General features: G+C 70.5%; 21 protein-coding genes. 9 read left to right on the forward strand and 12 right to left on the reverse strand.

Annotated elements, in window-relative coordinates:
- Window positions 1-26: 26 nt before the first annotated feature.
- The gene (locus GGQ91_RS18875) at window positions 27-929 is read right to left on the reverse strand and encodes a LysR family transcriptional regulator (protein WP_043351634.1); all 903 of its coding nucleotides are present in this window, start codon (window positions 927-929) and stop codon (window positions 27-29) included.
- A gap of 170 nt (window positions 930-1099) precedes the next feature.
- Here GGQ91_RS18875 and GGQ91_RS18880 point away from each other — a divergent pair, with 170 nt between their 5' ends.
- The 6 genes from GGQ91_RS18880 (at window position 1100) to GGQ91_RS18905 (ending at window position 8321) form a co-directional block, all read left to right on the forward strand.
- Window positions 1100-2632: an ABC transporter substrate-binding protein gene (locus GGQ91_RS18880; protein WP_043759657.1), complete on the forward strand. Its 1533-nt coding sequence runs from the start codon at window positions 1100-1102 to the stop codon at window positions 2630-2632.
- Window positions 2633-2823: 191 nt separating this feature from the next.
- Window positions 2824-3741: an ABC transporter permease gene (locus tag GGQ91_RS18885; protein ID WP_043351630.1), complete on the forward strand. Its 918-nt coding sequence runs from the start codon at window positions 2824-2826 to the stop codon at window positions 3739-3741.
- Window positions 3742-3755: 14 nt separating this feature from the next.
- Window positions 3756-4691, forward strand: a complete 936-nt coding sequence (locus tag GGQ91_RS18890; protein ID WP_043384746.1) for an ABC transporter permease — start codon at window positions 3756-3758, stop codon at window positions 4689-4691.
- A 60-nt stretch (window positions 4692-4751) separates the two neighbouring features.
- Window positions 4752-6173, forward strand: coding sequence for a M20 family metallopeptidase (locus GGQ91_RS18895; protein WP_075381043.1), 1422 nt, complete (start codon window positions 4752-4754; stop codon window positions 6171-6173).
- A gap of 3 nt (window positions 6174-6176) precedes the next feature.
- Entirely contained in the window at window positions 6177-7781 is a 1605-nt protein-coding gene (locus GGQ91_RS18900; RefSeq protein WP_182592638.1) for an ABC transporter ATP-binding protein, read from the forward strand.
- A gap of 189 nt (window positions 7782-7970) precedes the next feature.
- A complete protein-coding gene (locus GGQ91_RS18905; RefSeq protein WP_182592639.1) occupies window positions 7971-8321 on the forward strand; it encodes a hypothetical protein in 351 nt (116 codons plus the stop codon).
- Here GGQ91_RS18905 and GGQ91_RS18910 read toward each other — a convergent pair.
- From GGQ91_RS18910 to GGQ91_RS18960, 11 genes are all read right to left on the reverse strand, one after another.
- Window positions 8294-8743 (reverse strand): Ros/MucR family transcriptional regulator, encoded by a 450-nt coding sequence (locus tag GGQ91_RS18910; protein ID WP_043384757.1) that lies wholly within the window; start codon window positions 8741-8743, stop codon window positions 8294-8296. The two genes, GGQ91_RS18905 and GGQ91_RS18910, sit on opposite strands and share 28 nt — an antisense overlap.
- A 251-nt stretch (window positions 8744-8994) precedes the next feature.
- Entirely contained in the window at window positions 8995-10083 is a 1089-nt protein-coding gene (locus GGQ91_RS18915) for a YeiH family protein (RefSeq protein WP_043384759.1), read from the reverse strand.
- A gap of 172 nt (window positions 10084-10255) precedes the next feature.
- Window positions 10256-11179 carry an ABC transporter permease gene (locus GGQ91_RS18920; protein WP_051976149.1) on the reverse strand — a complete coding sequence of 308 codons (924 nt, stop codon included), beginning with the start codon at window positions 11177-11179 and terminating at the stop codon, window positions 10256-10258.
- Window positions 11172-11942 carry an ABC transporter ATP-binding protein gene (locus GGQ91_RS18925; RefSeq protein ID WP_182592640.1) on the reverse strand — a complete coding sequence of 257 codons (771 nt, stop codon included), beginning with the start codon at window positions 11940-11942 and terminating at the stop codon, window positions 11172-11174. Before GGQ91_RS18925 ends, GGQ91_RS18920 begins: the two co-directional genes overlap by 8 nt.
- Window positions 11943-12099: 157 nt before the next feature.
- Entirely contained in the window at window positions 12100-13239 is a 1140-nt protein-coding gene (locus tag GGQ91_RS18930; RefSeq protein WP_182592641.1) for an amidohydrolase/deacetylase family metallohydrolase, read from the reverse strand.
- A gap of 133 nt (window positions 13240-13372) precedes the next feature.
- Complete coding sequence (locus GGQ91_RS18935) at window positions 13373-14389, reverse strand: ABC transporter ATP-binding protein (RefSeq protein ID WP_043350050.1); 1017 nt, start codon at window positions 14387-14389, stop codon at window positions 13373-13375.
- Entirely contained in the window at window positions 14386-15399 is a 1014-nt protein-coding gene (locus tag GGQ91_RS18940; protein ID WP_043350053.1) for an ABC transporter ATP-binding protein, read from the reverse strand. The genes GGQ91_RS18935 and GGQ91_RS18940 overlap by 4 nt, the downstream gene beginning before the upstream one ends.
- On the reverse strand, window positions 15399-16274 hold the full coding sequence (locus tag GGQ91_RS18945) for an ABC transporter permease (RefSeq protein ID WP_051044766.1): 876 nt from the start codon (window positions 16272-16274) through the stop codon (window positions 15399-15401). The genes GGQ91_RS18940 and GGQ91_RS18945 overlap by 1 nt, the downstream gene beginning before the upstream one ends.
- Window positions 16275-16369: 95 nt before the next feature.
- The gene (locus GGQ91_RS18950; RefSeq protein ID WP_043350057.1) at window positions 16370-17311 is read right to left on the reverse strand and encodes an ABC transporter permease; all 942 of its coding nucleotides are present in this window, start codon (window positions 17309-17311) and stop codon (window positions 16370-16372) included.
- A gap of 263 nt (window positions 17312-17574) precedes the next feature.
- Window positions 17575-19161 carry an ABC transporter substrate-binding protein gene (locus GGQ91_RS18955; protein WP_182592642.1) on the reverse strand — a complete coding sequence of 529 codons (1587 nt, stop codon included), beginning with the start codon at window positions 19159-19161 and terminating at the stop codon, window positions 17575-17577.
- A gap of 436 nt (window positions 19162-19597) precedes the next feature.
- A complete protein-coding gene (locus GGQ91_RS18960; RefSeq protein WP_043350062.1) occupies window positions 19598-20875 on the reverse strand; it encodes a polyhydroxyalkanoate depolymerase in 1278 nt (425 codons plus the stop codon).
- Between the two features lie 257 nt (window positions 20876-21132).
- Here GGQ91_RS18960 and GGQ91_RS18965 point away from each other — a divergent pair, with 257 nt between their 5' ends.
- From GGQ91_RS18965 to GGQ91_RS18975, 3 genes are all read left to right on the forward strand, one after another.
- A complete protein-coding gene (locus tag GGQ91_RS18965) occupies window positions 21133-22518 on the forward strand; it encodes an ActS/PrrB/RegB family redox-sensitive histidine kinase (RefSeq protein WP_043350081.1) in 1386 nt (461 codons plus the stop codon).
- 46 nt (window positions 22519-22564) lie between these two features.
- Window positions 22565-23164 (forward strand): ActR/PrrA/RegA family redox response regulator transcription factor, encoded by a 600-nt coding sequence (locus GGQ91_RS18970; RefSeq protein ID WP_043350065.1) that lies wholly within the window; start codon window positions 22565-22567, stop codon window positions 23162-23164.
- Between the two features lie 104 nt (window positions 23165-23268).
- On the forward strand, window positions 23269-23502 hold the full coding sequence (locus tag GGQ91_RS18975; RefSeq protein WP_043350069.1) for a hypothetical protein: 234 nt from the start codon (window positions 23269-23271) through the stop codon (window positions 23500-23502).
- Window positions 23503-23558 lie beyond the last annotated feature (56 nt).

The following is a 23558-nucleotide window of genomic DNA, read 5'->3' on the forward strand; positions in this document are numbered from 1 at the left end:
CGGTCGCGGGCCGAGCGCGCCGAGGGTCACGGCGATCGCGGCGGCGGCAGCGCGTCGAGCAGCTGGCGCAGGAATGCCCGCACCGCCTTCGGCAGCCGCCGGTCGCGCATCGCCTGGATCTTCACGCCCCGGGCGAGGCTCGTCCGGGACTGGATCGGCAGGCTGACAAGCTCGTTGAGCCGCAGGGGCGTCTGCACCGACAGCGCCGACATCAGGGCGATGCCGCGGGAGCGCCGCACGAAGGGCAGCAGCGCCGAGAGATTGTTGGAGGTCAGCACCGGCTCCACCGCGATGCCCTCGTGCGCGCAGGCGGCGTCGAAGACCTGCCGCAGGGTCGTGTCCCGGGTCGGCAGGGCGACGGGATAGTCCAGCAGGTCGGCGAGGCGCAGGGCGGGCGCCCGCGCGAGGGGATGGTCGGGCGCGGCCAGCGCCAGCATGTCGACCTGCCCGTCGTAGAGCACCTCGACCTGCGCGGTGGGTGTCAGCGCGAAGGTGATCCCGAGATCGGCATCCCCCACTGCCACCGTCTGGGTGACCTGGGCCGGGGGCTGGACCGTGACCTCGAAGCGGATGCCGGGATGGGCCGCGTGGAAGGCCGCGATCGCGTTCGGCACGATGTCGAGGGAGAAGCCCTCGGAGCAGGCGACCCGGATCAGCCCGCGGGCGAGCCCTTCCAGCTCCCGGATCTCGGTGACCACCTGCTCGGAGCGGATCAGCACCTGATGGGCGTGCTGCGCCAGCAGCTCCCCGGCCGGGCTCGGCACCATGCCGCGCGGGCGCCGCTCGAACAGCACGCAGTCGAGCTCGGCTTCGAGGTTGGCGATCTGCCGGCTGATCGCCGAGGCCGCCACGTTGAGCTGGGCCGAGGCCGCCGCGATCGAGCCGGTGCGGGCCACGGCCAGGAAGTAGCGCAGGCCCGTCGTCTGCATTATCGTGCTCGATACGCTGTATGCTGCCATGCACATTGCCAATACGGCAACGCAGCACTCGCCAAATTCTACTTGTTGCGATCCCAGATGCACAACACCATGGCAGGGTGAAAAACGCGGCAGCCGCGGATCGATCCGCCGGACCTGTCCGCCGCGCCGTCGGAGACCGCATGCCGCTACGGATTCTCACCCGCGCCGCGACCCTCGCCGCCTCGTTCGCGACTCTGATCGCCGCGCATCCGGCACTGGCCGGGAAGGCCGACGACACGCTGGTCTACGCGTCGGACAGCGAGCCGGAGAATGTCAGCCCGTATCACAACAGCGCCCGCGAGGGCGTGATCCTGGCCCGGAACTGCTGGGACACCCTGCTGTACCGCGACCAGAAGGACGGCACCTACAAGCCGATGCTGGCGACCGCCTGGACCTGGGCGGACGACACGACCCTGGATCTCACGATCCGCGAGGGCGTGGTCTTCCACAACGGCGACCCGCTCGGGCCGGAGGACGTGGCCTTCACGTTCAACTACGTGCTGACGCCCGAGGCGCGCACGGTCACCCGCCAGAACGTCGACTGGATGAAGTCGGTGGAGGTCACGGGCCCGCATACGGTCCGCATCCACCTCAAGGCGCCGTTCCCGGCGGCGCTGGAATACCTCGCCGGCCCGACCCCGATCTTCCCGGCCAATTACTTCAAGAAGGTCGGTCTCGACGGCTTCGCCAAGGCGCCGGTCGGCAGCGGCCCGTACCGGATCACCAAGGTCGACAGCGGCCGCGGCGTCTCCATGGAGCGGTTCGACAAGTACTGGGCCGGCAGTCCGCTGGGTAAGCCGAAGATCGGCAAGCTGCAGTTCCGCGTCATCCCGGACGGCGAGAGCCGGATGGCCGAGCTGATGACCGGCGGCGTCGACTGGATCTGGCGGGTGCCGAGCGACCAGGCCGAGCAGCTGCGCGCCGCGCCCAACATCACGGTCCTCAACTCCGAGACGATGCGGGTCGGCTTCCTGCAATTCGACACGCTGGGCCGCGCCAAGGAGAACTCGCCGCTCAAGGACGTGCGCGTCCGGCAGGCGATTTCCTACGCCATCGACCGCAAGGCGATGGTCGACAACCTCGTGCGCGGCGCCTCGCGGGTGATGAACGCGCTGTGCTTCGTCGACCAGTTCGGCTGCACCGACCAGGGCGTGCCGCGCTACGCCTACGATCCCGCCAAGGCCAAGGCGCTGCTCAAGGACGCCGGCTACCCGAACGGGTTCGAGATCGACCTCGGCGCCTATCGCGAGCGCGACTACGCCGAGGCGGTGATCGGCTATCTCGGCGCCGTCGGCATCAAGGCGCGGCTCAACTACCTGCGCTACGCCGCCTTCCGCGACGCGCTGCGGGCCGGCAAGACCTCGATCGGCTACCAGACCTGGGGGTCGTTCTCGGTCAACGACGTCTCGGCCTTCGACGGGGTGTATTTCCGCGGCGGCGAGGAGGATCTGACCAAGGATCCGCAGGTGATCGCCGATCTCCAGAAGGGCGACGGCTCCACCGATCCGGAGACCCGCAAGGCCGCCTACGCCAAGGCGCTGCAGCGGATCGCCGGAGAGGCCTATGCCCTGCCGATGTTCTCCTACTCGACCAACTACGCCTTCACGTCGGACCTGAACTTCACCGCCCAGCCCGACGAGGTGCCGCGCTTCTACGCGGCGTCGTGGAAGTGAGGATGGTGGTCGTGGCGCGACTGGCCCCCTCTCCCGTGCGGGAGAGGGTTGGGGTGAGGGATCAGGTCTTCCCGGAGAGGTCGCACCCCTCACCCTGTCCCTCTCCCGCACGGGAGAGGGGACCCGCGATCCGCCCCGGTTCCGACGGCGGGAGCCGATCCGGTCCGCATCGGCGAAAGGGAGCCTGAGCCATGCTGGCCTTCACGTTCCGGCGCGTGCTGGTCGCCCTGGCGGTGGCCTTCACGGTCTCGGTGGCGAGCTTCCTGCTCCTCCACCTCTCGGGCGACCTCGCGACCGCCATCGCCGGCCCGGAGGCCACCGGGCCGCAAATCGCCCAGATCCGCCAGGATTATGGCCTGGACCAGCCGCTGCTGACCCAGTTCCTCACCTGGGGCTGGCGGGCTTTGCACCTCGACTTCGGCAACTCCTTCTATTTCCGCGAGAGCGTGATCGACCTGCTGGCCGCCCGCCTGCCGATCACCCTCTATCTCGGCATCATCGCGCTCGGCGTGGCCCTGTTCGTGGCGATCCCGCTGGGCGTCGTCGCCGCCGTGAAGCGGGACACCTGGATCGACCGGACGGCGCTCGCCGTCTCGGTGCTCGGCCAGGCGATGCCGAGCTTCTGGTTCGGCCTGACGCTGATCCTGATCTTCTCCGTCAACCTCCGCTGGCTGCCGGTCTCGGGCAACGCCACGTGGAAGAACTTCGTCCTGCCGGCAATCGCGCTGGGCTACTACGCGATGCCCGCCGTGATGCGCCTCACCCGCAACGGCATGCTGGAGGTGCTGGCCTCCGACTACGTCCGCACCGCCCGCGCCAAGGGATTGCCGCCCAGAAAAATCCTGGTGCGGCACGCGCTGCGCAACGCCGTGATCCCGGTGATCGCCCTGTCGGCGGTGCAGTTCGGCTTCATGCTCGGCGGTTCGATCGTGATCGAGGCGGTGTTCTCGCTCCAGGGGCTCGGGCAGCTCGCCTGGGAGTCGATCGCCCGCAACGACTTCCCGGTCGTCCAGGCGATCGTGCTGGTTCTGGCGATGATCTACATCGGCCTGACGCTGGCCGCCGACCTCCTGAACGCCTTCCTCGATCCGCGCCTGCGCCAGGCCTGAGGACGGAGATCGCCATGAGCCTCCCCCCCGACACGGCGGCGCTCGCCGCCCCCGCTTTGCCCCCGGACGCGCCTGTCGCGCTGGCGGCGGTGCCCTCCCCCACCCGCCTGATCCTGCGGCGGGGCCTGCGCCACACCGGCTTCCTGATCGGGGCAGGAATCCTCGGGCTGATCGTGCTGGCGGCGCTCGCCGCCCCGCTCATCGCGCCGCACGACCCCTACGCGCAGGACGTGTCCCGCCGCCTGATCCCGCCGGTCTGGCAGGCCAAGGGTTCCTGGGAGCACGTGCTCGGCACCGACAAGCTCGGCCGCGACTACCTGAGCCGCCTGCTCTACGGCGGCCAGATCTCCCTCCTGATCGGGATCTCGGCGGCGCTGATCTCGGGGCTGATCGGCACGGTGCTCGGCCTGTGCGCCGGCTATTTCGGCGGCTGGGTCGACTCCGTGGTCAGCTACGTGGTGACCACGCGGCTCGCCATGCCGGTGGTGCTGGTGGCGCTCGCCATGGCGGCCCTGGTCGGCGGCTCCCTGAAGGTGGTGGTGCTGGTGCTGGGCTTCCTGCTCTGGGACCGCTTCGCCGTGGTGACCCGGGCCGCGACCCAGCAGATCCGCAACCAGGATTTCGTCTCGGCCGCCCGCGCCGCGGGGCTGACCGACCTGCGGATCCTCCGCCAGGAGATCCTGCCCAACATCATGAACGCCCTGATCGTCGTGGCGACCCTGGAGATGGCCCACGCGATCCTGCTGGAGGCCGCCCTTTCGTTCCTCGGCCTCGGCGTCCAGCCGCCCCTGCCCTCCTGGGGCCTGATGATCGCCGAGGGCAAGCAGTACATGTTCTTCCAGCCCTGGGTGATCACCATCCCGGGCGTGGCGCTCCTCCTCCTCGTGCTGGCGATCAACCTCCTGGGCGACGGCCTGCGCGACATCACCGCCCCCGAGGCGCGCAACTGACGGCTTCGCCGGGCCAGGGCCCGTCGACAGGTTACCAAAATGTTTCACGGGAAACACACCATGACGCGAGACGCCGCCATCGCGCGCGCCACGGAGGCTTTCGATTCGGGCGCGTTCCTCGCCCTCCTGCGGGAGGCGGTGGCGATGCCCACCGAGAGCCAGGCCCCCGGCCAGGAGGCGGCGCTCCGCGCCTACCTCGAAAGCTTCATCGCGCCACTGGTCAGCCGGCTCGGGTTTGAAACTCCAAAAATCTTCCCGAACCCGGACGGGGTGCACGGCCCGTTCCTGATCGCCGAGCGGCGCGAGGGCGCGGAGCTGCCGACCGTGCTGATCTACGGCCACGGCGACACGGTGCGGGGCTATCCCGAGCAGTGGCGCGCGGGCCTCGGCCCCTGGGAGATCGTGGTCGAGGGTGACCGCTGGTACGGACGCGGCACCGCCGACAACAAGGGCCAGCACGTCCTCAACCTCGCCGCCCTGGAGCAGGTGATCGCGGCCCGCGAGGGCCATCTCGGCTTCAACGTGAAGCTCCTGATCGAGATGGGCGAGGAATCGGGCTCCCCGGGCCTGCGGCCGTTCTGCCGGGAACAGGCCGATTCCCTCCGCTCGGACGTGCTGATCGCCTCGGACGGACCCCGCCTCAACGGCGAGCGCCCGACCCTGTTCCTGGGCTCCCGCGGCGCCTACAATTTCGAGCTGAGCCTCAACCTGCGCGAGGGCCCGCACCATTCCGGCAACTGGGGCGGCCTGCTGCGCAACCCCGGCACGGTGCTGGCCTCAGCGATCGCCTCGATGGTCGACGCGCGGGGCAGCATCCTAGTGGACGCCCTGCGGCCGCCGCCGATCCCCGAGGGCGTGCGCGCGGCGCTCGCCGACATCCGCGTCGGCGAGGACCCGACCGCGCCCACGATCGATGCCGACTGGGGCGAACCGGGCCTGAGTCCGGCCGAGCGGGTCTTCGCCTGGAACACCCTGGAGGTGCTGGCCTTCAAGACCGGCGATCCGGACGGCCCGCTCAACGCTGTCCCGCCCCACGCCAAGGCGACCCTGCAACTGCGCTTCGTGGTCGGCACCGACTGGCAGAACCTGATCCCGAACGTCCGCGCCCATCTCGACGCGCACGGCTTCCCGATGATCGAGGTCCGTCCGGCCCGCGCCGCGGAGGTGTTCCAGGCGACACGTCTCCCCGTCGAGGATCCCTGGGTCGAGTGGGCGCTCCAGTCGATCGAGGCGAGTTCGGGCAAAAAACCGGCGCTGCTGCCCAATCTCGGCGGCTCGTTGCCGAACGACGCCTTCTCGGAGATTTTGGGCCTGCCGACCCTCTGGGTGCCGCATTCCTATCCGGCCTGCCGCCAGCACGGGCCCGACGAGCACATGCTCGCCTCCGGCACCCGCGAGGGCCTGGCGATCATGGCCGGCCTGTTCTGGGATCTGGGCGAGGCCGGACCCGACATCCTCCGCCGCCGCAAAGCGAGGGCCTGAACCATGAGCGCGCCGGTCGTCCGCATCCGCGATCTGACGATCGCGCTCCCCAAGGGCGCCGACCGCCCGCACGCGGTCGAGGGCCTGAACCTCGACCTCGAGGCCGGGAAGATCCTGTGCGTGGTCGGGGAATCGGGCTCGGGCAAGTCGATGAGCGCCTACGCGCTCACCGGCCTCCTGCCCCGGGCCCTGAAGCCGACGGCCGGCACGATCCTGTTCGAGGGCCGGGATCTCCTGACCCTCGATGAGCCCGCGTGGCGGTCGCTGCGCGGCCGGCGCATCGCCATGGTGTTCCAGGAGCCGATGACGGCGCTGAACCCGGTGATGCGGGTCGGCGACCAGATCGCCGAGATGTTCGAGGCGCACAACCTGCTCAGCCGGAGCGAGCGCTGGGCCCGGGCGGTGGCGCTCGCCACCGAGGTCGGCCTGCCGAACCCGGAAGAGGCGGTGCGGGCCTACCCGCACCAGCTCTCCGGCGGCCAGCGGCAGCGGGCGATGATCGCCATGGCGCTGGCGCTGGAGCCCTCGGTGCTGGTCGCCGACGAGCCGACCACGGCTCTCGACGTCACCACCCAGGCCCAGATCCTCCGGCTGATCCGCGACCTGCAGCGGAAGCGCGGGATGAGCGTCCTGTTCATCACCCACGATTTCGGCGTGGTCGCGGAGATCGCCGACCACGTGGCGGTGCTCCAGCGCGGCCGGCTCGTAGAATCCGGCACGGCCGAGGCGGTGCTGCGCAATCCGCAGGCGCCCTACACCCGGGCGCTCCTCGCCGCCGTCCCGAGCCTCACGCCGCCGCCGCGCGCGCCCCTCGCGGCGGCCCCGGTCGCCCTCTCGGTGACCGGGCTGTCCAAGACCTATTCCGGGCGCTCCGGCCTGTTCGGCAAGCCGCGGGTCGTGGCGGCAGTCAAGGAAGTTTCGTTCGACGTCCGCCGCGGCGAGACCCTTGGAATCGTGGGCGAGTCGGGCTCGGGCAAGTCGACCACGGCGCGGCTCGCAATCCGCCTGATCGAGCCCGACGGCGGCACGGTCCGGCTGGGGGACCTCGACTACACGGCCCTCGGCAAGACGGCCCTGCGCGACAAGCGCAGCCGCATCCAGATGATCTTCCAGGACCCGTTCGCGTCGCTGAACCCGCGGCGCACCGTGGAGCAGATCATCACGGCGGGGCCGATCGCCCATGGGGTCCCGGCCGCCGAGGCCCGGGAGCGGGCCCGAAACCTCCTCGACCTCGTCGGCCTCGATCCGAAGGCCGCCGCCCGCTACCCGAACGCCTTCTCGGGCGGCCAACGCCAGCGCATCGGCATCGCCCGGGCGCTCGCCATGGAGCCGGACGTGCTGGTGGCCGACGAGGCGGTCTCGGCGCTGGACGTCTCGGTCCAGCGGCAGGTGCTGGACCTGCTGGAGGATCTGAAGCAGCGCCTGTCCCTGGCGATGCTGTTCATCACCCACGATCTGCGGGTGGCCGCCACGATCTGCGACCGGATCGCCGTGATGCACCGCGGCGCCATCGTGGAGATGCGGGGCACCGCGGAGCTGTTCGCCGCGCCGGAGCACGCCTACACCCGCAGCCTCCTCGCGGCGGTGCCGGGCGCGCACGCCTCCTGAGCCCGCCGGGGCCGGGACCGGGCCAATCTGGGACGCAGAGACAAGTTTTTTGGACGGGACCGCCCTGTCCGGCCCCTGCAAGTTCAGTAGGATGGCGCCGTTGTCGCGGGTGGAGCACCCCGACGGATCCACGGCTGCACCCGCTATCCGTCCTCGCTCCCGCCCCGACTGCGGACGGGGTGATTCAGCGTGTCGATCTCAGACAGGACCGACGACAGGCAAGCGATCCGCCGGCGCAGCGCGCCGGATGGACCGCCGGCGCTGCGCCGCGGGCGCGAGCACCGGATCGTGCGCTGGATCAGCGCCGGCAACCGCAAGGCACCGCCCCCCGCGGAGGAGACCACGTCCGCGGCTCCGGATTGCCACGTGATCAAGCTGAGCTGGGCCGACACGTTCGGGCGTCCGGACCGCGCCGCGCTCGGCAGGTCCGTCCCGGGCCCCGCGCAGGTGCTTCCGTTCCAGAGCCGCAAGGCCGAGAGCGCGCCGTCACCGGGCTCCCGCCGCGCCGCCGATCAGCCGCCGGTGCCGGTCCTGCGCTGATCGCTGCGCCCGCCGGGCACGCCGAGGCCGATCGCCTTGGCGAGCGCGGAGCGCTGCGCGGCGTAGCCGGGCGCGGTCATTGGGTAATCCTCCGGCAGGCCGTAGCGCTCGCGATACCGCTCCGGCGTGAGGCCGTGGGCGGTGAGATGGCGCTTCAGGGTCTTGTAGGTCCGGCCGTCGATGAAGCTGACGATGCCGTCCTCCTGGACCGACTTCCGGATCTGTGCCGGCGTCGGCCGCTCCACGGCCGGTTCCGCCGGGGCAGCCGGTTGCCCGTCGAGGGCCGCCAGCGCTCCATGCACGCTCGCCATCAGCTCCGGCAGCGCCGTCGGCGGAACGGAATTGTTCGAGACGTAGGCGGCGACGATCTCGCCGACCAACGTGACCAACCGGAGGCGGCTCTCGGGATTCTGTTCAGGCACTGCGCGAGTCCATCCGAAGCTTTCGACGACGATGGACGTGGTTCCAAAGCAAAAATCGCGGATGTGTCAAGACGGTCTTGAAAGACAGTCGATCACCGAAAGGGCTTTTCGATCCGAACGGGCGCGATCGCCTGCGAAAAGGATCCGTCACCTGCACAAAGATGCCGATCCTGCCCCGGTTACAGGCGCCGGACGCGCACAGGCCGGGAAATACCGCGCCACATCCGGCCGGAGCGCAGGACGGCGCGGCGTCAGCCGATCCCGAGGACGCGGATCAGCGTGAGGCTGAGGACGATCAGGACGGCGAGGGAGGCGATGACCGCGAGGGTGACCCGGCCGCCGACCCGGGCGAGAACCCGCACGTCGACCCCGAGCCCCAGGGCGGCCATGGACAGGACCGTGAGCACGCCGGCGAGCTGGGTCAGCGGCTTCACGGCGGCATCCGGGACGAGGCCCAGGGAGCGCAGGGTGGCCAGGGCCAGGAAGCCGACAATGAACCAGGGCACGAGCTTGGTGAGGCCGGGACGGGCCGGCGCGCCCGGCGCCCCCGCCGCCTGCGGCAGCCGGGGCGCGATCAGCGAGAACGCCACCACGACCGGGCCGAGCATCAGCACGCGGACGAGCTTCACCAGGGTTCCGACCTGGGTCGACAGCAGGCTCACCGGCACGGTCGCGGCTAGCACCTGCGGCACCGCGTAGACGGTGAGTCCCGCCAGCACGCCGTACTGGTTGTCGGTCATGCCGGCGAGCGGCACGAACAGCGGCAGGCCGAGCACCATCAGCACCCCGAGCACCGCCGTGAAGGCGATGGCGGCGGCGATGTCCTTCGGCTCCGCTCCGATCACCGGCGCCACCGCGGCGATGGCCGAGTTGCCGCAGATGGCGTTGCCGCAGGCGACGAGGATCGCCATCCGGGCCGGCAGGCCCAGCACCCGGCAGATCGCCACGCTGGCGGCGATGCCGAGGACCACGGTCCCGACGATGCCGGCCAGCAGCGCCGGGCCGGAGGCGAGGATCGCCCCGAGGCTCAGGGAGGCGCCGAGCAGCACGACGGCGACTTCGAGGAGCTGCTTGGCCGAGAAGGCGATGCCGGTTCGGAACCGGGCCGGGGGCGTCCAGGCGGTGCGCACCGCGATGCCGACCAGGATCGCCAGGACCAGGGCCTCGATATAGGGATGGCCGGCGACCCGCTCCTCCAGCGCCTGCGCGGCCATCGCCACCGCGGTGATCGCCGCGCACAGGCCGATGCCGGGCAGGACCGAGGCGGCCGTGTCCGACCGGCCGCCCCGCTCGGGAAGCGCCGGCGTCGGGGCTGCCTGGGAAGAGGATTCGAGGCTCACAGGATCGGACTCCGCGGTCGTCGACGGAGCTTATAGGAAGAAAACGTTCGTCGCACCCACGTAAAAGAGAAGTTACTTCTCTATTCAGGCAACGTTCGAGAAGACGCATCTAAGGACACGGTGGACCCGACCGCGCGCCGGGACGCTCCCGGTCGTCGGGCGCCGCGGCGCCTCAGGCCTGCATGCCCCAGCGCTGGACGGTGCGCCGCTCGATCGTCTGGAAGATCAGGTTCTCGACCACGAGGCCGATCAGGATGACGGTGAGCAGACCGGCGAACACGTTCGGGATGTCGAGCATGTTCTTGTTCTCGAAGATGAACCAGCCGAGCCCGCCCGCCCCGGACGACACGCCGAAGACCAGCTCGGCGGCGATCAGGGTGCGCCACGCGAAGGCCCAGCCGACCTTCAGCCCGGTGAGGATCGCGGGAAAGGCCGCCGGGATCAGGATCTTGCCGATCAGCCGCGGCCCCGACAGCCCGTAATTGCGCCCGACCATCTTCAGCGTCCGGCTCACCGACAGGAAGCCGGAATGGGTGTTCAGCGCGATCGCCCAGGTCACCGAGTGGACCAGCACGAAGATCAGGCTGCCGTTGCCCAGGCCGAACCAGATCAGTGCCAGGGGCAGCAGCGCGATGGCCGGCAGCGGGTTGAACATCGACGTCAGGGTCTCGAGCAGATCGGTCCCGATCCGCGACGCGATGGCGAGGCCCGTGAGCACGGTCGCCAGGGCGATGCCGGCGGCGTAGCCCATGAGCAGCACCTTGAGCGACGACCAGGCGCGGGCCGGCAGCGTGCCGTCCGCGATACCCCGAAAGAAGGCCTCCACGGTGGCCGAGAAGGTCGGGAACAGCAGGTCGTTGTCGAGGTAGCGCCCGTAGGCCTCCCAGATCCCGGCCAGGAGGACGAGGATCACGATCTTGCGCAGCCAGGCCTGGTTGTAGAGCCGCTCGGCGAGCGACAGGGGCTTCTCCACCACCGTGGCGCCATGGGCGTGGCCGGTCTCGCGCACGATCTCGGGGCGGCCGGATTCCACGGGCGTCAGGCGCGGCGCGACGCCGGTCAGCGGGGCGCCGGTCAGGGCTTGCGCGCTAGACATTCTCGGCCTCCTCGATCTCTTCCGAGAACAGCATGTGCTGGATCCGGCTCTCCAGCTGCAGCGCCGCCTTCGGGGATTCGGCGCTGTTGAGTTCGGCCTTCACCTCGCCGGGATGGGGCGAGAGCAGCAGGATGCGGGAGCCGACCTTGATCGCCTCCGGGATCGAGTGGGTGACGAACAGCACGGTGAAGCGCGTGCCCTCCCACAGCATCAGCAGCTCGTCCTGCATGCGCCGCCGGGTGAGCGCGTCGAGCGCCGCGAAGGGCTCGTCCATCAGCAGGATGTCGGGCTCCATGGCCATGCCGCGGGCGATGGCGACGCGCTGCTTCATCCCGCCCGACAGGGTGTGGGGATAGCTGTCGGCGAACTTCGTGAGGTTGACCTTGTCGATGTAGAGGTTGGCCCGGTCCAGGGCCTCCCGGCCCTTGAGCCGGCCCGAGGCTTCCAGTGCGAAGACCACGTTCTGCCGCACGGTCTTCCAGGGCAGGAGCTGGTCGAATTCCTGGAACACCATCATCCGGTCGGGGCCGGGCTCGGTGACCGGGCGGCCCTTCAGGCGGATCTCGCCCTCGGTGGGGGCCATGTAGCCGCCCACCGCCTTGAGCAGGGTCGACTTCCCGCAGCCGGAGGGCCCGAGCAGGACGAACCGGTCCCCGGGCCAGACCCGGAAGCTCACCCGGTAGGTGGCGGTGACGAGGTGCTCGGGCGTCTTGTAGCGGAGTGTGACGCCGTCGACCTCCAGCAGAGGCTGACCCGTGTCCATCCATCCTCCCTGGCGCCGCAGCTTCGACCGCGTGTCGCAGAGGGCCGGCGATGGCCCGCCCCTCACGGGAAAGTGTATCGGGCCGCCGAAGAGGCTGTAAAGGTCGATATTCTGTATGCGATCGGACCGAGGACCTGCAGGTCCGGCCCCGGCGCGGTCAGGCCGGATGCCACCACCGGCCCTTCAGCACCACGCCCTCGGCGGTGATCCGCTGGGCGCCGGTCATGGTCTCCCCCCGCGTGTCGACGTAGTCGAAGGCCCCGTCCCGCACCGCCAGCACGGTGGCGTCGCCCAGCGCCCCGACCTTCAGGGTCCCGTATTCCATGCGCTTCAGCGCCACGGCGGCGTTCACCGTGGAGGCGGCGATGACGTCGGTGAGGCTCATGCCGAGGCAGAGCATCTTCGACATGGTGGTGACCTGGTCGAAGGCCGGCCCCTCGATGCAGAGCTGGTGCACGTCCGACGAGATCGTGTCCGGCAGGAAGCCCCCCGCCAGCATGGCCCGCGCCGTCCGGAAGGCGAAGGAGCCCTTGCCGTGGCCGATGTCGAACAGCACCCCCCGCGCCCGGGCCTCGCGCAGCGCCGGCTTCACGGCCCCCTGCGCGGTCACGGGCGAGTTCGGGAAGGGCCGGAACGCGTGGGTCAGCACGTCGCCGGGGCGGAGCATGGCGAGCACGGCCTCGTAGCTCGGCGGCGGCTCGTCGATATGGGCCATCAGCGGCAGGCCGGTCTCCTCGGCGACCTGCAGGGCGATGTCCAGCGGCGCGGTGCCCTGGTCGCCGGAGGCGTGGCGCCCGACCCGGACCTTGATGCCCACGATCACGTCCCGGTTGGCCTCGGCGACCTCCACGGCCTCCCGGGGCGCCATCAGCCGCGGATCCTCGCTCTCGCCGACCATGATGGTCTTCGAGAACCCGAAGATGCCCGCGAAGGAGACGTGCAGGTAGACGAGGATCCGCGCCTGCGACCGCTCGATCACGTGGCTGCGGAAGCCCGCGAAGTTGCCGGGTCCGGCGCTGCCGGTATCCACCGAGGTTGTCACCCCGGAGGTGCGGCAGAATTCGTCGGCGTCGATGCCCAGCGACGTGCCGCCCCAATAGACATGGGTGTGCAGGTCGATCAGGCCCGGCGTGACGATGGCGCCTTCCATCTCGCGGACCTGCGTGCCCGAGCCGGCCGGCAGGTCGCGGCCGAAGCCCGAGACCCGTCCGTCCGCGAAGGCGACGTCGCAGATCCCGTCGTGGTTCTGCGACGGGTCGATGACCCGCGCGCCCTTCAGGATGAGGTCGTGCTGCACGGTTGTCTCCAAAAGCCGTCTGCAGGGATCCGATCCGTCATCGCGCGCGCAGCGAAGCGACCCAGGGATCCGCCACGCTCGGGGATCGCGCGCCGCACCGGGTTGCTTCGCTGCGCTCGCAAAGACGGCTCCGTCAGGCCGCCCGGGCCGGCGCGGCCGCGTCGTTGAGGTGGCAGGCGGCGAAATGGCCGGTGCCCACCGCGTCGAGGCCGGGCACCTCGGTCCGGCAGCGGTCGAAGGCGTGGGGGCAGCGGGTGTGGAAGCGGCAGCCGGAGGGCGGGTTGATCGGGCTCGGCACGTCGCCCTTGAGCACGATGCGGGTGCGCCCGGCCCCGGGCTCGGGGATCGGCACCGCCGAGAGCAGGGCCTGCGTGTAGGGGTGCTTCGGGGCCAGGAACAGATCGCGGCGGGGCCCGATCTCGACGATCTTGCCGAGATACATCACCGCCACCCGGTGGGTCATGTGCTCGACGATGGCGAGGTCGTGGCTGATGAACAGCATGGCGAGGTCGAGCTCGCGCTGAAGATCCCGCAGCAGGTTGACGATCTGCGCCTTCACGGAGACGTCGAGCGCCGAGACCGCCTCGTCGCAGATGATCAGGTCCGGCTCGGCGGCGAGCGCCCGGGCGATGCCGATACGCTGGCGCTGGCCCCCCGAGAACTCGTGTGGGAACCGGCCCAGCGCCTCGCGGGGCAGGCCGACCCGCTCCATCAAGCTGGCGAGCTTCGCCTCGAGGTCGGCGGCGTTGCGGGCGAGGCCGAAATTGCGGATCGGCTCGGCCAGGATCGCCCGCACCCGCATCCGCGGGTTGAGGGACGAGAACGGGTCCTGGAACACCATCTGGATGTGGCGCCGCAGGGGCCGGAGCGCTCCGGCCGAGAGGTCGTCGATGCGCCGCCCGTCGAGCACCACCTGTCCGGCGGTGGGCGCGTAGAGACGCATCAGCGCCTTGGCGACGGTGGACTTGCCGCAACCGGATTCGCCGACGAGCGACAGGGTCTCGCCCCGGGCGACCGTGAAGGACAGGCCGTCCACGGCCTTCAGCACGCGGGTCGACCGGCCGAACAGGCCGCCGCCGAGGGAAAAGTGCTTCTTGAGGTCGTTGACCTCCAGCAGGGTGCGGGCAGGGGGTGCGGGCGTGGCGCTCATGCCGCGAGGGCGTCCTTCGGCGCGTAGTGGCAGGCGGCGAGGTGGCCCGGCGCCTTCGGCTCCAGGGCCGGGGCGTAGGCGCGGCACAGGTCGGTCACGTCCGGGCAGCGCCCGGCGAAGACGCAGCCCTCGATCCGGCCCTTCAGGCTTGGGACCATGCCGGGGATCTCGGCGAGCCGCGCGTCGGCCCCGTGCTCGACGGCGCCGAGCTTCGGCACCGCCCCCATCAGGCCCCGCGTGTAGGGATGGCGGGGCGCCCGGAACAGGTCGCGGACCGGCGCCTCCTCGACCTTGCGGCCGGCATACATCACCACCACCCGGTCGGCGACCTCGGCCACCACCCCGAGATCGTGCGTGATCAGCATGATCGCGGCCCCGACCCGGGCCTTCAGGTCGCGCATCAGGTCGAGGATCTGGGCCTGGATGGTCACGTCGAGCGCCGTGGTCGGCTCGTCGGCGATCAGGAGCTTGGGCGAGCAGGCGAGCGCGATGGCGATCATCACCCGCTGGCGCATGCCGCCGGAGAGCTGGTGCGGGTATTCCCGCACCCGGCGCCGGGGCTCGGGGATACCGACCAGCGTCAGCATCTCGATTGCCCGCTCCTCGGCCTCCCGGCGGCCGAGGCCCTGGTGCAGGCGCAGGGTCTCGCCGATCTGGCGGCCGACCGTCAGGACCGGGTTCAGCGAGGTCATCGGCTCCTGGAAGATCACGCTGATGTCGTTGCCGCGGATCTTGCGCATGGCGCTGTTGGGCAGGTCGAGGAGGTTGGTCCCCTCGAACTTGATGGCGCCGGCGATGCGGGCCGGCGGCTCGGGCAGGAGCCGCAGGATCGACATGGACGTCACCGACTTGCCGCAGCCGGATTCGCCGACGATCGCCAGGGTCTCCCCCGACTGGATCGCGAACGAGACCCCGTCCACCGCCCGGTTCACCCCGTCGGGGGTGCGGAAATGGACCTGCAGGTTCTCGATCGACAGGAGGGGTGCGCCGCTCATGCTGCCGGTCCTCATCAGACGTCTTTCGCCATGCGGGGATCGAGGGCGTCGCGCAGGCCGTCGCCGACGAGGTTCACGGCGAGCACCGTCATCGAGAGGAAGATGGCCGGGAACAGGATGATGTAGAACTTCACCTGCCAGAGGGCCCGGCCCTCGGCCATGATGTTGCCCCAGGACGGCGTCGAGGGCGGCACGCCCGCGCCGATGAACGACAGGATCGCCTCGGTGATCATCGCGGAGGCGCAGATGTAGGTCGCCTGCACGGTCATGGGCGCCAGCGTGTTGGGCAGGATGTGGCGCCAGATGATCGCCGGCATCCGCGTGCCCGTGGTCACCGCCGCCTCGACATAGGGCTGCTCGCGCAGGGACAGGACCACGCCGCGCACGAGGCGGGCGACGCGCGGGATCTCCGCGATGGTGATCGCCACGATGACGTTCTGGACCGAGCCGCGGGTGAGCGCCATCAGCGCCACCGCGAGCAGGATCGGCGGGATCGACATCATGCCGTCGACGATCCGCATGACGATCCCGTCGAGCCAGCGCACCATGCCGGAGACGAGGCCGACCGCGAGGCCGGCGATCGAGGCGAGGAACGCCACCGAGAAGCCGACCAGCAGCGAGACCCGGGCGCCGTAGACCACCCGCGAGTAGACGTCGCGGCCGAGCATGTCGGTGCCGAACCAGTATTGCGCGGACGGAGCCCGGGTGCGCTTGGCGGGCGCCAGGGCGGTCGGGTCGACGGTGCCGAGATACGGCGCCAGCAAAGCCATCAGGAAGACGACGAGGAGCAGCACGCCCCCGACCACGATGGTCGGGTTGCGGCGGATATAGGTCCAGACCGGGCCCCGGCGCTTGCGGGCCGGGAACACGTCGGGCAGCGGCGCCGCGATGGCGAGGCCCGGCGGCGGGGGCGCCTTGGGGGCGGTCGCCTCGGACGGGGGCCCCGCCTGCGGGGCGCTGCTGGGGAAGGGCGCGACGGTCGCGGTCAATAGCGGATCCTCGGGTCGAGCACGGTGTAGAAGAGGTCGATGGCGAGGTTCACCAGCACGTAGACGAAGCTGAACAGCAGGACGACGCCCTGGATGACCGGGTAGTCGCGCCGCAGGATCGCATCGACGGTGAGGCGCCCGAGTCCGGGAATTGCGAAGACCGTCTCGGTCACCACCGCGCCGCCGATCAGCAGGGCGATGCCGATGCCGATCACGGTGACGATCGGCACCGCGGCGTTCTTGAGGGCGTGGACGAACAGGACCGGCCCCTGCCCCAGCCCCTTCGCCCGGGCGGTGCGGACGTAATCCTGCTGGAGCACGTCGAGCATGGTCGCCCGGGTCACCCGGGCGATCAGCGCGATGTAGACGAGGCCGAGCGTCACCGCCGGCAGGATCAGGTTGGACAGCCAGGGCCACAGGCCCTGCTCGATCGGCGTGTAGCCCTGCACGGGCAGCCAGCCGAGTTCGAGGGCGAAGACGTAGGCGAGCACGTAGCCGACCACGAAGACCGGGACCGAGAAGCCCGTCACGGCGAGGCCCATCACGAGGCGGTCGATCAGGCTGCCGGCCTTCCAGGCGGCGACGACGCCGAGCGGCACCGCCACCACGATGGCGAAGACCAGGGTGACCAGCATCAGCGAGACGGTGGGCTGCACCCGCTGGCCGATCATGGTGGTGACCGGCAGGTTGGTGAAGATCGAGGTGCCGAGATCCCCGTGGAGGATCTGCCAGGACCATTCCCAGAACCGCACCAGGAACGGCCGGTCGAGGCCCAGCGTGGCGCGGATCCGGGCGACGTCGTCGGGCGTCGCCTGGTCGCCCGCGATGATCGCCGCCGGATCGCCGGGGGCGAAGTAGAGGAGGCTGAAGACGAACAGCCCGACCACCGCCATGACCGGGATGGTGGCGAGGATGCGCCTGCCGATATAGCCGAGCATGGGTCCTCGCTAGGCCGTGGGACGAAGGGCGCGGCGGGCGCCGCCGCACCCCCTCCCCCCTCTGCGGGGGAGGGTGGCAGCCGAAGGGGGTCGGGAGAGGGGAACCCGGCTTCCGGAAGGGGCGCGGCCTGCATGAAGGGCGAAGCCCGATCCTGCATCGTCGCTCCCCTCTCCCGACCCTCGCTGACGCGAGGGCCACCCTCCCCCGCAGAGGGGGGAGGGAGAACGCGTCGCGTTCGCCGGCATGATCACCACCCGCCCCATCACGCCTTCGACACGCCCCAGGTGAACGGGATCGGCCCCTTCACGATGCCCGAGACGTTCTTCCGCCACGCCTGGTAGCCGAGGAAGAACCCGGTCGGGACGTAGACCACGCCCTCGCAGGCGGCGGCGTTGACCTTGTCGATGGCGGCCTTCTCGGCGGCCGGGTCGGCGGCGTCGAACCATTCGGCGATGGCCGTCTCCACCGGCGGGATGTTCGGCCAGCCGAACCACGCCTTGTCGCCGCTCGCCCGCACCGCCGGGTAGCCCGCCGGGTTGATGCAGTCGGCGCCCGCATGCCACGTGTGGAACATGTTCCAGCCGCCCTGGGACGGCGGCGCCTTGGAGGCCCGGCGTGTGCCGGTGGTGCCCCAGTCGGTGGCGACGAAGTCGACGTTGAAGCCCATCTGCTTCAAGAGATCGGCGGTGATGTCGCCCTGCGCCTTGGTGATTCCCTGGTCCTGCGCCACGATGCAGACCACCGGCTCGCCCTTGTAGCCGGCTTCCTTGAGCAGCTTCTGGCCGAGCTTGATGTCGCCCTTGCCGACGTTGCCGCCGCCCGCCTCGCTGTAGAGGGGCGTCCCCGGCGTGAAGAAACCCGGCAGCTTCTTCCACAGGCTGTCGTCGTCGCCGACGATCGCCCGCATGTAATCCTCCTGGCTCATCGCGGTCATGACCGCTTGCCGGATCTTCGGATTGTCGAAGGGCGGGTGCAGGTGGTTCATCCGGAACGAGCCGACATTGCCCAGCGGGTCGGCGATATCGACGTTGAGGTTGCTGTTCTTGCGCAGCAGCGGGACGAGGTCGGAGATCGGGTTCTCCCACCAGTCGACCTCGCCGTTCTGCAGGGCCGCCGAGGCGGTGGCGGCGTCCGGCATGATCACCCACTCGACCCGGTCGACCAGCATGCGCTTGCCGCCCGCGAGCCAGGAATTCGGCTCGTCGCGGGGCTTGTATTCGGTGAAGGTCTCGAACACCGCCCGGGCGCCCGGCACCCACTCGTTGCGGACGAACTTCATCGGGCCCGAGCCGACATATTCGGAGATCTGCGTGAACGGGTCGGTCTTGGCGATCCGCTCCGGCATCATCAGGGCCATCGGCGCGTTAGTCTTGCCGAGCGCGTAGAGCAGCTTCGGGAAGGGCTTCTTCAGGCGCCACTGGAAGGTCTTGTCGTCGGTCGCCGCGAGGTCGTCCTGGATTCCCCGGATCATCAGGCCGATCGGGTCCCGGGCCATCCAGCGGGTGAGGCTCGCCACCACGTCCTTGGCCAGCACCGGCTCGCCGTCGTGCCACTTGAGGCCGGGGCGCAGCCGGAAGGTCCAGGTCAGCTTGTCGCCCGAGACCTCCTCGGATTCGACCATCTGGCGCTGCGGCTTCAGCTGCGCGTCGACGCCGTAGAGCATGTCCCAGACGAGGGTGCCGGCGTTGCGCACCACGTACTGGGTCCCCCAGATCGGGTCGAAATTGGCGAGGTTCGCCTGCGGCACGAAGCGCAGCACCTTCGCGCCCTGCGCCAGGGCCGGCCGCGCGATCTGCGGTGCCGCCAGCCCGAGCGCGGCCGAGCCCTTCAGGAACGTCCTGCGGTCCATCGTCTTCTCCCTGGCGGTGCGGGTCTCAGGCCCGAAGCGCCGGCCCACACCTTGCGGGCGAGTTTGAACAATTCTTAAGCAGGGGCGCAATGGCCCGGCGTGACAATGGAGCTCGGGCAAGCGCCCGCGCGACCACCGGTCTGGGGACGGAGTCGGGCTGGGCGCAGGCGGTGCTTGCGCGGGCGGTGCTTGCGCGAATCCAGGTCACGGGGCGCATCTCGCAAGCCCCGCGCCAGTCCGGCCATCACTGCGTTATGTATTCAGGATCGGCGGGGGATTTTTTCGCGCGCGGGCGCAGGGCGAGACTTCGCCAGAGCCGGTGCGGCCTCACTGCGCGGCGCGCAGCGGTCGGAGCCGTGTGAGCATCGTCGCCCGCAGGGGACGGGGCCCGTCGCGCCTGTCCCGAGCGCGGCGGGCGGAGGCTGGACGTAACGCCTCAGCCCACCTGCCGCAGGTGGCTGCCCCGCGTGCCGGGCACCGCCTGCATGGCGCGGATGAAGGCGGCGATGCGGGGGGCGATCACCGCCCGGTAGCGGGAGCCGTTGAACACGCCGTAATGGCCGACGCCGGCCTGGAGATGGTAGGCCTTGCGGGCGTCGGGCAGGTTCGGCGTGAGGTCCAGGGCCGCCTTGGTCTGGCCGACGCCGGAGATGTCGTCGTTCTCGCCCTCGACCGCGAGGATCGCGCAGCGGCGGATGGCTCCGAGATCGACCGGTGTGTCCCTGTGGCGCATCCGGCCCGTGGGCAGGGCGTGGTCGACGAACACGGTCTGCACGGTCTGGAGGTAGTACTCGGCCGTCAGGTCCATCACGGCGAGGTACTCGTCGTAGAATTCGCGGTGCTTCTCGGCCGAATCGCCGTCGCCCTTCACCAGGTGGTCGAACATGTCCGAATGGGCGGTGACGTGCCGGTCGAGGTTCATCGCCATGAAGCCCGACAGCTGCAGGAAGCCCGGATAGACCCTGCGCCACGCCCCCGGGTAGATCGGCGGCACGAGGCTGATCGTGTTCTGCTCGAACCACGCCTGGCCGCGCTCCTGCGCGAGGCAGTTCACCGCGGTGGGCGAGCGGCGGGTGTCGATCGGGCCACCCATCAGGGTCATGGAGGTCGGCACCGCCGGCTCGTCGGCCGCCTCCATCAGCGCCACCGCGGCGAAGACCGGCACCGCCGGCTGGCACACCGCCATGACGTGCAGGTCCGGCCCGAGGACGGCGAACATCTCCTGCAGGTAGTCGATGTAATCGTCGAGGTCGAACTGGCCCGCGAACAGCGGCACCATCCGGGCATCGGTCCAGTCGGTGACGAACACCCGGTGGTTCGGCAGCATCGCCTCGACGGTGCCGCGCAGGAGCGTGGCGTAGTGGCCCGACATCGGCGCGACGATCAGCAGCTTGGGCTGCGCCTCAGCGGGGGGCGTCGGGAAGGCGCGGTCGAAGGCGATCAGGCGGCAGAACGGCCGCTCCCAGACCACCCGCTCGGTGACCGGGACCGGCGCGCCGTCGACGACCGTCTCGGTGAAGCCGAAGGCGGGCTTGCCGTACTGGCGGGTGACGCGCTCGAACATCTCGCAGCCGGCGCTCACCGCGCGGGCATAGGGGCCGTAGGCCAGGGGGTTGCCCGGCAGCTGCAGCCCGTAGCGCGTCAGATCGGCGGCAACGCGGGCGGGCGCCATCAGGGCGCGGGCGCCCTCGTACATCGAATAGGCCAGCAGCATCGTCACCTCGCGGTCTCGGTCCGGCCGCCGGCATTGCGCCGCACGGCCCGTCCCCTGCAACCCGAATCGGTAGGATAATGCTCCACCCTGAACGCCGGTGGAACATCCCGGAGCCGCGGCGACTTGCCTGTGACCACGTTCACCAGCGACGACTTGTCCGGGTCGGCTTGCCGGGATCCCCGCCACCGCGTCATGCGGTGGGGATCCGCGAGAAGCCGGGCCGGTCGGGTCCGTCCGGCGACGCATCGAAACACAGCATGCCCGATACCGATCTCAGCGGCCTCGGCCGCGACGCCCGACACCTGCGGCTCGACACCTTCGTCCGCCTCCGCTGGCTCGCCGTCACGGGCCAGAGCGCGGCGGTGGTCGGGGCGCAGTTCGGCCTCGGCCTGCCGCTCCCCTTCGGCTGGTGCTTCCTGGTGATCGCCACCTCGTCCTGGCTGAACCTCGCCCTGCGGATCCGCTTCCCGGCGAGCTACCGTCTCAGCGACGATTCGGCCGCGCTGCTGCTCGCCTTCGACATCGTGCAGCTCGCGGCTCTGCTGTTCCTCACCGGCGGGCTCCAGAATCCGTTCTCGCTGCTGTTCCTCGCCCCCGTGCTGATTTCCGCGACCGCCCTCCCGCCCGAGCGGACGCTGGCGCTGGGGCTCCTGGCGGTGGGGCTCGCGACCCTGCTCGCCCTGGTGCACCGGCCCCTGCCCTGGTTCGCCGACGGGCGGATCGAGCTGCCGTTCCTGTACGTCTCCGGCGTCTGGACGGCGATCCTGCTCGGCACCGCCTTCACGGGCGTCTACGCGTGGCGGGTGGCGGAGGAGACGCGGCTCCTCGCCCAGGCGCTCGCCGCCACCGAACTCGTGCTCGCCCGCGAGCAGCACCTGTCGCAGCTCGACGGGCTGGCGGCCGCCGCTGCCCATGAATTGGGCACGCCGCTGGGCACCATCATGGTGGTGACCAAGGAGCTGATCCGCCAGCTCGGCCCCACCGCCTCGCCGGCGGTGGCGGAGGATCTCAACCTGCTGCGCGAGCAGGTCGACCGCTGCCGCGGCATCCTCGGCAAGCTGACCTCCCTCGACGGGGACGGGGTCGGCTTCCTGGAGACGGTCACGTTCAGCCACCTCGTGGAGGAGCTGGTGGCGCCCCAGCGGGCGCTGGGCGCCGCCCTCGACGTCACCAGCGCCGGCGACGGCCCGGAGCCGGCCTGCCGCCGCAACCCGGGCGTCATGTTCGGCCTCGCCAACATCCTCGACAACGCCGTGGACTTCGCCGAGGCCCGCGTCTCCGTCGAGGGGCGCTGGACGCCCGACCGGGTCTGGATCGAGATCCGCGACGACGGGCCGGGCTTCTCCAGCGAGGTGCTGCTGCGGGCCGGCGAGCCCTACGTCACGACCCGCAGCCACGACCGGCCGCAATCCGGCGAGACCGTGGGGGCCGGGCTCGGCCTGGGCCTGTTCATCGCCAAGACCCTGATCGAGCGCTCGGGGGCGCAGCTCGCCCTGATGAACGTCGCCGCTCCGGACGCCCATGGGGCGATCGTGCGGGTCTCCTGGGCCCGCCACATCTTCGAGCGGGGGGCGGCGCCGCGACATTCTCCGGAACTCAGTATCCGCGCCCCCCTGCCACCGCGCGATGCCGTACCTATATGAGGCACAGACCAAGAACCCGACGACGAAAACCCAAAAGGAGTGTCGGATGCTCACGCAGCCCGGGACTGTGGCGGCGACCAACCCCGCCGTGATCGACGATGCCGATCCGCTGGCCGCCTTCTCCGACCGCAGCCTGTTGATCGTTGACGACGACAAGCCCTTCCAGACCCGCCTCGCCCGCGCCATGGAGAGCCGCGGCTACCACGTGCAGGTGGCCGACAGCGTCGCGGACGGCGTCTCGGCCGTCGAGGCGCGCGCCCCCGCCTTCGCGGTGATCGACATGCGCCTGGGCGACGGCAACGGCCTGGACGTGATCGCCCGCCTCAAGGAGCGCCGTCCCGAGGCCCGGGGCGTGATCCTGACCGGCTACGGCAACATCGCCACGGCGGTGACCGCGGTGAAGCTCGGCGCCTTCGACTACCTCGCCAAGCCCGCCGATGCCGACGAGATCCACGGCACGCTGATGGCGCAGCCGGGCGAGCGGGCCGACCCGCCGGAGAACCCGATGTCGGCGGACCGGGTCCGCTGGGAGCACATCCAGCGCGTCTACGAGCTGTGCAGCCGGAACGTGAGCGAGACCGCCCGGCGCCTCAACATGCACCGGCGGACCCTGCAGCGGATCCTGGCCAAGCGCGCGCCGCGCTGACGCGGGATCCGTCCCGTCGGTTGCATCACGCGGCCGCTCCGGGCTAGCTGCGCGCGTCCCGGACGGCACGTCCGGGACGCGAAATCGATTCGAGGGCGGATCTCGTGAACGGGCGCAACGCCATCACCATCATCAGCATGATGGTCCTCGTCGGCACCGAGGTGTTCGCCGTGGCCATCGCGGCGGGCTGGGCCATCGCGGGCATCTTCGATCTCGGCGAGCGGGTGGGACACGTCCTGATGGGCGTGTTCAGCCTGTTCGCGGCCTGGGTCATGCTCCAGCTCTGGCGCCGGGCCACCAGCATCGAGCCGCTGCGGAGCCCGGCCACGCATCGCTGAGCGAGTGCGCCTGCTCTAGAAATATTCGTCAAGTTGCACCGAATACCGGAATTATC

The sequence above is a fragment of the Methylobacterium fujisawaense genome (genome assembly GCF_014138435.1).
Classification (GTDB): domain Bacteria; phylum Pseudomonadota; class Alphaproteobacteria; order Rhizobiales; family Beijerinckiaceae; genus Methylobacterium; species Methylobacterium fujisawaense.

Excerpts from the sequence above, each read along its gene's own strand:
- GGQ91_RS18875 (WP_043351634.1), bottom strand. The coding sequence starts at position 929 with ATGCAGACGACGGGCCTGCGCTACTTCCTGGCCGTGGCCCGCACCGGC.
- GGQ91_RS18935 (WP_043350050.1), bottom strand. The coding sequence starts at position 14,389 with ATGAGCGCCACGCCCGCACCCCCTGCCCGCACCCTGCTGGAGGTCAAC.
- GGQ91_RS18960 (WP_043350062.1), bottom strand. The coding sequence starts at position 20,875 with ATGCTGCTGGCCTATTCGATGTACGAGGGCGCCCGCGCCCTGATGGCG.
- GGQ91_RS18880 (WP_043759657.1), top strand. The coding sequence starts at position 1,100 with ATGCCGCTACGGATTCTCACCCGCGCCGCGACCCTCGCCGCCTCGTTC.
- GGQ91_RS18900 (WP_182592638.1), top strand. The coding sequence starts at position 6,177 with ATGAGCGCGCCGGTCGTCCGCATCCGCGATCTGACGATCGCGCTCCCC.
- GGQ91_RS18940 (WP_043350053.1), bottom strand. The coding sequence starts at position 15,399 with ATGAGGACCGGCAGCATGAGCGGCGCACCCCTCCTGTCGATCGAGAAC.
- GGQ91_RS18890 (WP_043384746.1), top strand. The coding sequence starts at position 3,756 with ATGAGCCTCCCCCCCGACACGGCGGCGCTCGCCGCCCCCGCTTTGCCC.
- GGQ91_RS18885 (WP_043351630.1), top strand. The coding sequence starts at position 2,824 with ATGCTGGCCTTCACGTTCCGGCGCGTGCTGGTCGCCCTGGCGGTGGCC.
- GGQ91_RS18895 (WP_075381043.1), top strand. The coding sequence starts at position 4,752 with ATGACGCGAGACGCCGCCATCGCGCGCGCCACGGAGGCTTTCGATTCG.
- GGQ91_RS18950 (WP_043350057.1), bottom strand. The coding sequence starts at position 17,311 with ATGCTCGGCTATATCGGCAGGCGCATCCTCGCCACCATCCCGGTCATG.
- GGQ91_RS18925 (WP_182592640.1), bottom strand. The coding sequence starts at position 11,942 with ATGGACACGGGTCAGCCTCTGCTGGAGGTCGACGGCGTCACACTCCGC.
- GGQ91_RS18970 (WP_043350065.1), top strand. The coding sequence starts at position 22,565 with ATGCTCACGCAGCCCGGGACTGTGGCGGCGACCAACCCCGCCGTGATC.
- GGQ91_RS18955 (WP_182592642.1), bottom strand. The coding sequence starts at position 19,161 with ATGGACCGCAGGACGTTCCTGAAGGGCTCGGCCGCGCTCGGGCTGGCG.
- GGQ91_RS18965 (WP_043350081.1), top strand. The coding sequence starts at position 21,133 with ATGCCCGATACCGATCTCAGCGGCCTCGGCCGCGACGCCCGACACCTG.
- GGQ91_RS18920 (WP_051976149.1), bottom strand. The coding sequence starts at position 11,179 with ATGTCTAGCGCGCAAGCCCTGACCGGCGCCCCGCTGACCGGCGTCGCG.